The organism is Occallatibacter sp. (assembly GCF_049802275.1).
Taxonomy (GTDB): Bacteria; Acidobacteriota; Terriglobia; order Terriglobales; family Acidobacteriaceae; genus Telmatobacter.
In genome coordinates, this window is record NZ_JBARMD010000446.1 from 1 (window position 1) to 6,949 (window position 6,949).

Consider the following 6,949-nt stretch of genomic DNA (forward strand, 5'->3'; position numbering starts at 1 on the left):
CCGAGACTGGCGTTTGCCTGGTTGAGAATGCCGAGCAGCGCGCGGCTCTGCGCAGTGGGCGCCATGGCCGGATAGCCCTCGCCAAAGGTGATGGTCGCCGTGGTCCTGGGTAGATGCTGTGCGACAATGGCCTGCATCTTTTTCTCCACGCGCGCGGACTGCTGGTTGGAGATCGTGCGGATGTCGCCGCTGGCGTAGGCCACAGGAGCGACGACGTTGTCCTTGCCCGTAGTTGTGCCGTTGTTGCCGGCTTCGTCGACGTGAATGCTGGTACCACCAACAACCATCCCGACGTTGTAGGTCAAGTTCGCTTCCGGCAACTGCACTCGAAATGCATCCAGTATCCGCGTGAGCTCATAGATGGCGCCAAACCCCATACGCGGTGAGAAAATACCGGAGGAGTGGCCGGTCTCTCCCGTTGTTTTGATTTGCCAGGTGATAGAGCTACGGCGGCTGATGCTGCCGTAGAAGATGCCCTCCACCCGCGGCGTTCCCTCGAATTCGAGGGCGAGGTCGCTATGTTTTGCGGCTTCGATCATGTCGCGACGCGAAATGCTGGCGGGCTCGCCGTGCGCTTCTTCATCGCCGCTGAGGACAATGGTGATTTCTGTCTGCTTCAGAACGCCGGCGGCCTGCATGGCCTTCAGCGCGAAGAGCATGTCGACGAGGCCGCCCTTCATATCGTTAACACCGGGTCCGGTACCGATGTTGCCCTGCACACTGTACGTCTGAAACGGGCTGGTCTTCTCAAACACTGTGTCCATGTGGCCGATGAGCAACATGCGCTTCCCGCATTTCCCGGGCTCGGGGCAGGTGTGTTCTGCAACCAGTACGCCTGCGCGCTCGACCTGCTCCATTGGAATCCACTGCACCTTGAAGCCGAGGTCGCTGAGCTGCGCCTGCATGATCTCAGCGACAGCGCGGACACCCTCAAGGTTGTGCGTACCGCTGTTGATGTTGACGAGCTTCTCGAGCATGCCATTGGAAGCCTGCTCGTTGGCGTCGATGTAGGTCACCATCGCTTTCTCTTCGGGCGAGAGCGTTGGCGTGTTTTGCGCAATCGAGACGAGGCTGAACGCAGCAGCCATAAAGGGGAAGACGACAGGATGTATTCTCATTTCTCGCCGAGCATAACAGCCTGAACCCGCTCTCGCGAAGAGCCGCAAACAGGAGGCACTGGCCAAGTTTGACAAAGTTTACCAGTGCCAAACAGGAGACACGACTACCTGGGCGTCTCGGCGCGGCATGCGATGAGCAATGGCCGCTCGCTCGGCTCCGGATGGTCCCTCGCGCGGAATCCAATCGTCTTGCTAGCTCTTCTTCGAGGTGACAGCGGAGAAGCTTGAGACCAGTTGGCCCACTCGCTTGCTGCCGCAGTGTGGACACTTAACTTCAGCTTTCTCGACATCCGAGATGTGGAGCTGCTGGGTAAATTCCTTGTCGCAGTCCTGGCAATGATACATGTATTGAGACATAATCCAACTCCGAGCCAACATCATAGTCCCGCGACTTGTGGACGGCATGCGAAATCCTCAGAAGCACGGGAATTGTCAGCAGTGTGAGCCCGTGAGCGCTTGCAGGCCTGTCGCGCTTATGGCGATGCAGCGAATCAAAAGCGCAGTAATCCGGGGAAGTGCATGGGTTCTACCAGGTGTGGGCGCGCGGTACGACGATGCATTTGACCGATCAATCTGTCGCTTAACGAACGTGCGTTTAAACTACGAGGCAAATAGCGGCCGAAAGCAACAAGGCCATCCCCCTTTGGGACGGCCTTGTTGCGAGAGAACCATGGTGCAGTTGAACAGCGTTGTCTGGGCTAATCGTCCCTAGTCTCCGGCGACTGGCTCGGTTTCCTTGTGCCGGTTGATGGGCGATGCGGCGTTGTTTGATGCGGGCCTGATGGAATCGAGGCTTACCAGACCTTCGACCGGCTTCTCGCCAAGCACGTGCTCGCGATAAAGCTTTGCCATCTTCGCGTTTTCGGCATCCGACTTGATCTTGGTATCGCGGGCGCGAATTTTTTCTTCGCGAGCGTTCTTGGCGATGCCGAGATTGTCGAGCGTGTGGTTGGCTTCAGAGTTCACGTGCTCCATGTTGAGCTTGAGCTCGTGGCCTACGTAGCCCATGCCGACCTTTTTGCCACCGGCGAAGATTTCATGACGGCCATGCTCTTCGTACCACTTGGTCAGAGTCGCGGTCATGTGCATCTTCTCAATGATGTTGCGCCAGCCCACGCCGGTGTTGTACGCGCAGAAGCTGATTTCGCCTTCCTGCGTGGCGTAGGGAATGATGCACTGCTCGGTGCGGCGGAAGTCGTAGTTGAACAGATCCTGGAACCACATGCCGGCGATGAAGAGGAAGTTCCAGCGATCGGAGCGGCGCTTCTCGATGTCCTTCATGGTGCGGTCACCCTTGACGCTGCCGTAATCCTTACCGGTGGCGTTGAACGTCTTGTCCATCTTCTTGAGCATGTCGGTGATCTTGAAGTGGGTGGGCGCCTGGAACGGATCGTAGTTGCGCAGCAGCGCGAGGCCGAATCCGATGACCGAGAGCCACTTGCCGCGGGCGGCATCGTTGACCTTGGCGAGATCCTTCGCGACCTGGTCCATGTGGAGGAAGGCGGTGACGGGCGCCGCTTCCTTGGTTTCCTTGTCGATCATCAGCGCCATGCCGATGCCGCAGTTGGGATGGCATCCGCAGGAGAGCTGACCCCACTCCGCTGTCGGCCCGTGCACAAGATCGGCCCAGTCTGAGAAGGTGGACATGAAGGAGATGGGGAACCAGTCCCGCTCGGGAACGCCGAGGCCGACCTGGTTCTTGACGTCGTGCGCCATGTGCGAGAGGGTGTAGCGCTGTGCAAGACGGCGCTCTTCGGAGATGTCCTCGTCGCGGCCGGTAAATGAAACCGGTTGGAAGCTCAGGAAGCTGATCTTCTTCGGGTTGTCGAGTGCGAACTCGATGATGCGGCCAACCTGCTCGTTGTTGATGCCGTTGATGATGGTCGTCACAGGGACGATATCGACGCCGGCTTCATGCAGATTGTTGATGGCCTGCAGCTTTACGTCAAAGAGGTTGCCGACCTTGCGGTGCGAGTTGGCAGCGTTGCCGATGCCGTCGAATTGTAAGTAAACATAACGGAGACCGGCTTCAGCGGCGGCGCGGCAGAGCTCTTTGGACTTCGCGAATTCGATGCCGTTCGAAGCAGCCTGCACCGAGTTGTATCCAACCTTGCGCGAGTATGCGACGGCGTCAAGGAAGTAAGGCGACAGGGTGGGCTCGCCACCGGAGAACTGAACGCTCATCTGACGCCGCGGCTTCATGTTGACGGCGTTGTCGAGCATGGTCTTGATTTCTTCCCAGGTGAGTTCGTGGACAAAGCCTACCTGGTTGGCGTCCATGAAGCAGGGGTCGCACATCATATTGCAGCGGTTGGTGAGGTCGATGGTCAGCACCGAACCGCGGCCATGGGTGACGGTCGAGGTGCCGTGGTTGTGGAGCTTGTCGGCGGTGGAGCCGTGGGCGCGGATGTCGCGGCCTGGGAAGCTCTCTTCAAGGTGCTTGAAGAAGGCGGGGTCGATGGACATGACGTCTTCGAAGTGGCCATGCTTGGGGCAATCCTTCACCATTAGGATTTTGCCGTCGCGCTCGATGATCTGGGCCTTTATTTCGCCAACCTTCTCATTCAAAAGGACTTCATGTGGAAGTTTCCCATCGAGAATCTGCTTGCGGATCTCAGGGACGCACTTGGGACAGAGCGAATCCGTGGTGCGTGGCCATCCCAGGGGAGGCTTCTCTTTCTGATAGCTCTTCAGGAGAGGTTTTTCGCTCCATTTGGGGGTAAACGATGGGTTGGGGCTGATACGGTTCAGCCGATCAAAAACTACCCACGCTCCCTTGGCCGCATAGACTGCGGCTTTCTCGGCGTATTTCATCGTTTTAGACATATCGGTGCGATCTCCTTGAAAAAGAATCAGCTGGCTCTTACGAGAGGTCCGGCCCACGGTACCGCCGGAACCTGAAAACTCAGTACAAGAGTAATAAGAGGGGCTGGTCAATCCAACCGGGGTGCAGCGAACGGGGAAAATGGCGTGTGAATGGCAATTCGAGGGGCTCGAACGGCACTAGATGCGAGCGCGTCGACCCGCGGTAAAAGCCAGCGGCTACAATGGTTTACCTTGTTGGTTCACCTTGCTATGGGCCTTCCGTGGGTTCGGTTCGAGCGACCTGGCTGATGATCTGCTGGATAAGGACCACGCGAACGTGGATGTGCCGGGCAATGTCTGGCAGGAACTCGGTAATGAGGTTGTCAGTTGGGGCTAGCGCCCAGCCGGTGCCGACGCGAGCTGCCGTTGCTCGAATGTCCGTTTGTATACCCGGGACGTAGAGATTTGCGATCTCGGCATCGATGGGAAAGCCGAGAATGTTCGCGAAGTTTGGCATACCCTTGCCGTTGTCGCCTTGTGTCCAGCCGACCTGCACGATGGTATGCAGGATGCGGCGCTTGATGGCGGCTCGCGGCATGCGATGGTAGTGCGGATCCTGGTGAAAGATAGAGGGGATCAGGAAAGTGCCGACGAACTCACCCGTCATGTCTTCGGTATAGCTGACGCCGACCAGCTTGGCGAATCCGTGCATGCCCGGCCCGTAGGGAGTATGGGAGTCGTACCCGATAGTCACGGCCGCATTGCCCAGAATGGTGACGGCGTTGAATGGGTCAAGAACGTTCCTGACCGCCAGATGGGCCTTTTCTCTCGGAGTCAGCGGCTTGACCTCCGGCCCATTCATGAATCGCTGGTAGAAATTGACGATCTGCATCGGCGGACAGGGTGGCAACTCGTTGGGCGGGGTCGTTTCATTCGGCTTGACGCCGGTTGCCGGTATTGCCGGGAGTTCTACCGGCGGGAAACCCGCAAGCGTGGCGATATACCCCGAGCCGGTCTCGGTGAGCGCAATGCCCGCCGACTCGCTCTTCGGAATCACACGGCATGGCCCGTTCTTCGAGTTCTCATGCTTGATGATCGGAAGCGGCGTTTCGGGAAGGGGTGTAGCGGTGCTTACAGGATGCATCTGTCCGCAGGCCATCTCACTTGCAGAGAGGAGAAACGAGGGCAAGACGAGGAATGGTGAGAGCAGGAAAATGCGAAATGGAGTGCTTTGACAGGATCGGTATCCCCGGTACGCGTGTTGGCCCTTCCCGTCGTAGCCCAAAGAGCTGACCCTCGCTTGATGGAACTTTTCCTGTGCTGATTCGTAAAGCACTGAGGCCTATCGCGGCTTGAATTCCTTCTATTTCTGAAGGATCGCAACGTCCTAGTATGTCGGACGCAAGATATTCAGAAAAAGTAACTTCAGGGCATGGAAAGAGTTGCCGTTTAGTTTTTGGGCGCATTTATGCCTATTGGTTTGGAAGGCACAGCATGAGCGGGCAGCGCGGTTCACGGCATTGACGCGTGCCAATGCGCCAACGAGACTAGAAAGCGAGGTTTTCTGCAATGAGCTCTTATCCTCCTCCACCACCTCCTGGACCCGGAGTCGGACATCGAATTGAAGAAGCCATGGAACTGATTGAGATGGAACTGCGCCACGCGATTGCTTACGTGAACGATGCGGTGATTCCGCAGGTGCGCTCTGAATCTATCGTGGCCATGCGCAAGATGTCGGACACTCTGCGTAATCTGGCAGATCGCATGGACAAATCGCAGCAGCAGGGCCCGCGGGCCTGATGGCGGATGACCATCACGCCGGCGCGCGTGTTGTCGCGGGTTTCGCAGTCCTGTTGATTGGAACTCTGGCGATGGGTGGCTGCGGCCACAAGAACCGGCCGCAGCCTGCGCCGACTGCCACGGCTCCTCCTGTTTACACGCCGCCGTCTTCGATCGCGCCAGCTCCGCAGCCCACTACTGGCAGCATTCCGGTCACGCCGGTTCCCGAGGGAGGGGTGACGGCGGAGGACAAGGAATTCATTCTCAGCCATCACCCTATCTACAGCGAAGAAGGCTCGGCCACCTGGTACACGGCTCCCTATAAGGGACGAAAATCCGCCAACGGCCAGGTCTTCAGCGATGACGCTTTGACCGCCGCGCATCGCACGCTGCCCATGGGATCGCTGATCGTGGTTACAAATCTTAGAACGCGTCAGGCCTCGTCGATGCGCATCAGCGACCGTGGGCCGTTCGTTCCCAACAAGATCATTGACCTGACCATCGCGTCGGCGAAGTCGATCGGCATCTATCGCTCGGGTACAGACCGGGTGCGTGTCGACGTGTATCAAACGCCAAAGCCGATGGATGCGGGCGGCCGCTGGTGCGTACAGATCGGGCCGTTTCTCAGCGAACACAAGGCAATCAAGTTCAAGGAGAAGCTGCTCAGCGACTATTCCGGATCGAAGGTGATCGAATTTTCCGGCGAACGCAGCTACTGGGTGCGTATCCGACCGGTAGGCGACGACCGTGGGCAGGCCGAGGAGATGGCGCGACGGCTGCGGCCGGATGAAGGTGTGGCCTATCTGACGAGGCTGGACTGAGAAAAACAGCCCTTAGATAGAAGCCGGTAGCATTTAGCGTCAAGCTAATGGCCACCAGGCTATCGGCCGTGGCTGCAAGCGATCGGGCACGATTTTCCCGTTGCGTGCAGGCGCGCTCCCAACCTATTGTGAGTGCCAAAGCCTTTCGACGGAGGTTCGCATGGCAAGCAATGTCCCCGTGATGCAGACGGCGCGAGTTCGCCAGAACTATCTGGCAATTGTGGTTGCCGCGGTTGCCTGTTTCCTCCTCGAAGCTGGGTGGTACTCGGCATTCATGAATACGTGGCTCAATGGGATCGGACGCAGCATGCAGTGGCTGATGAGCAGCGGCATGAATCCAGCCATCCAATACGGAACGGCGCTGGTGATGGCTGCAGTGATGGCCTCCGCGATCTCCTGCGTGATCCAGTTGACCGGCAGGCAGAC

At 58.2% G+C, this 6,949-nt stretch carries 7 protein-coding genes; 3 read left to right on the forward strand and 4 right to left on the reverse strand.

Going from position 1 to position 6,949, the window contains the following annotated elements; translation table 11 throughout:
• From WA354_RS15490 to WA354_RS15505, 4 genes are all read right to left on the reverse strand, one after another.
• Positions 1-1,118: M20/M25/M40 family metallo-hydrolase (locus tag WA354_RS15490; RefSeq protein ID WP_472813923.1), on the reverse strand; the 1,118-nt coding region annotated here is incomplete at its 3' end.
• Between the two features lie 192 nt (positions 1,119-1,310).
• On the reverse strand, positions 1,311-1,523 hold the full coding sequence (locus tag WA354_RS15495) for an FmdB family zinc ribbon protein (protein WP_472813924.1): 213 nt from the start codon (positions 1,521-1,523) through the stop codon (positions 1,311-1,313).
• A 303-nt stretch (positions 1,524-1,826) separates the two neighbouring features.
• Positions 1,827-3,944 (reverse strand): radical SAM protein, encoded by a 2,118-nt coding sequence (locus tag WA354_RS15500; RefSeq protein WP_472813925.1) that lies wholly within the window; start codon positions 3,942-3,944, stop codon positions 1,827-1,829.
• Positions 3,945-4,191: 247 nt separating this feature from the next.
• Positions 4,192-5,067 (reverse strand): hypothetical protein, encoded by an 876-nt coding sequence (locus tag WA354_RS15505; RefSeq protein ID WP_472813926.1) that lies wholly within the window; start codon positions 5,065-5,067, stop codon positions 4,192-4,194.
• Positions 5,068-5,492: 425 nt separating this feature from the next.
• On the opposite strand from WA354_RS15505, the gene WA354_RS15510 reads away from it, so the two are divergent.
• From WA354_RS15510 to WA354_RS15520, 3 genes are all read left to right on the forward strand, one after another.
• Entirely contained in the window at positions 5,493-5,723 is a 231-nt protein-coding gene (locus WA354_RS15510; RefSeq protein WP_472813927.1) for a hypothetical protein, read from the forward strand.
• Positions 5,723-6,523, forward strand: a complete 801-nt coding sequence (locus WA354_RS15515) for a septal ring lytic transglycosylase RlpA family protein (RefSeq protein ID WP_472813928.1) — start codon at positions 5,723-5,725, stop codon at positions 6,521-6,523. The genes WA354_RS15510 and WA354_RS15515 overlap by 1 nt, the downstream gene beginning before the upstream one ends.
• A 160-nt stretch (positions 6,524-6,683) precedes the next feature.
• On the forward strand, positions 6,684-6,949 hold a 266-nt coding region (locus WA354_RS15520; protein WP_472813929.1), incomplete at its 3' end, for a DUF1761 domain-containing protein.

Bases quoted from the DNA above. Each gene is read 5' to 3' on its own strand.
- WA354_RS15495 (WP_472813924.1), bottom strand. From the start codon at position 1,523: ATGCCGTCCACAAGTCGCGGGACTATGATGTTGGCTCGGAGTTGGATT.
- WA354_RS15500 (WP_472813925.1), bottom strand. From the start codon at position 3,944: ATGTCTAAAACGATGAAATACGCCGAGAAAGCCGCAGTCTATGCGGCC.
- WA354_RS15505 (WP_472813926.1), bottom strand. From the start codon at position 5,067: ATGCATCCTGTAAGCACCGCTACACCCCTTCCCGAAACGCCGCTTCCG.
- WA354_RS15510 (WP_472813927.1), top strand. From the start codon at position 5,493: ATGAGCTCTTATCCTCCTCCACCACCTCCTGGACCCGGAGTCGGACAT.
- WA354_RS15515 (WP_472813928.1), top strand. From the start codon at position 5,723: ATGGCGGATGACCATCACGCCGGCGCGCGTGTTGTCGCGGGTTTCGCA.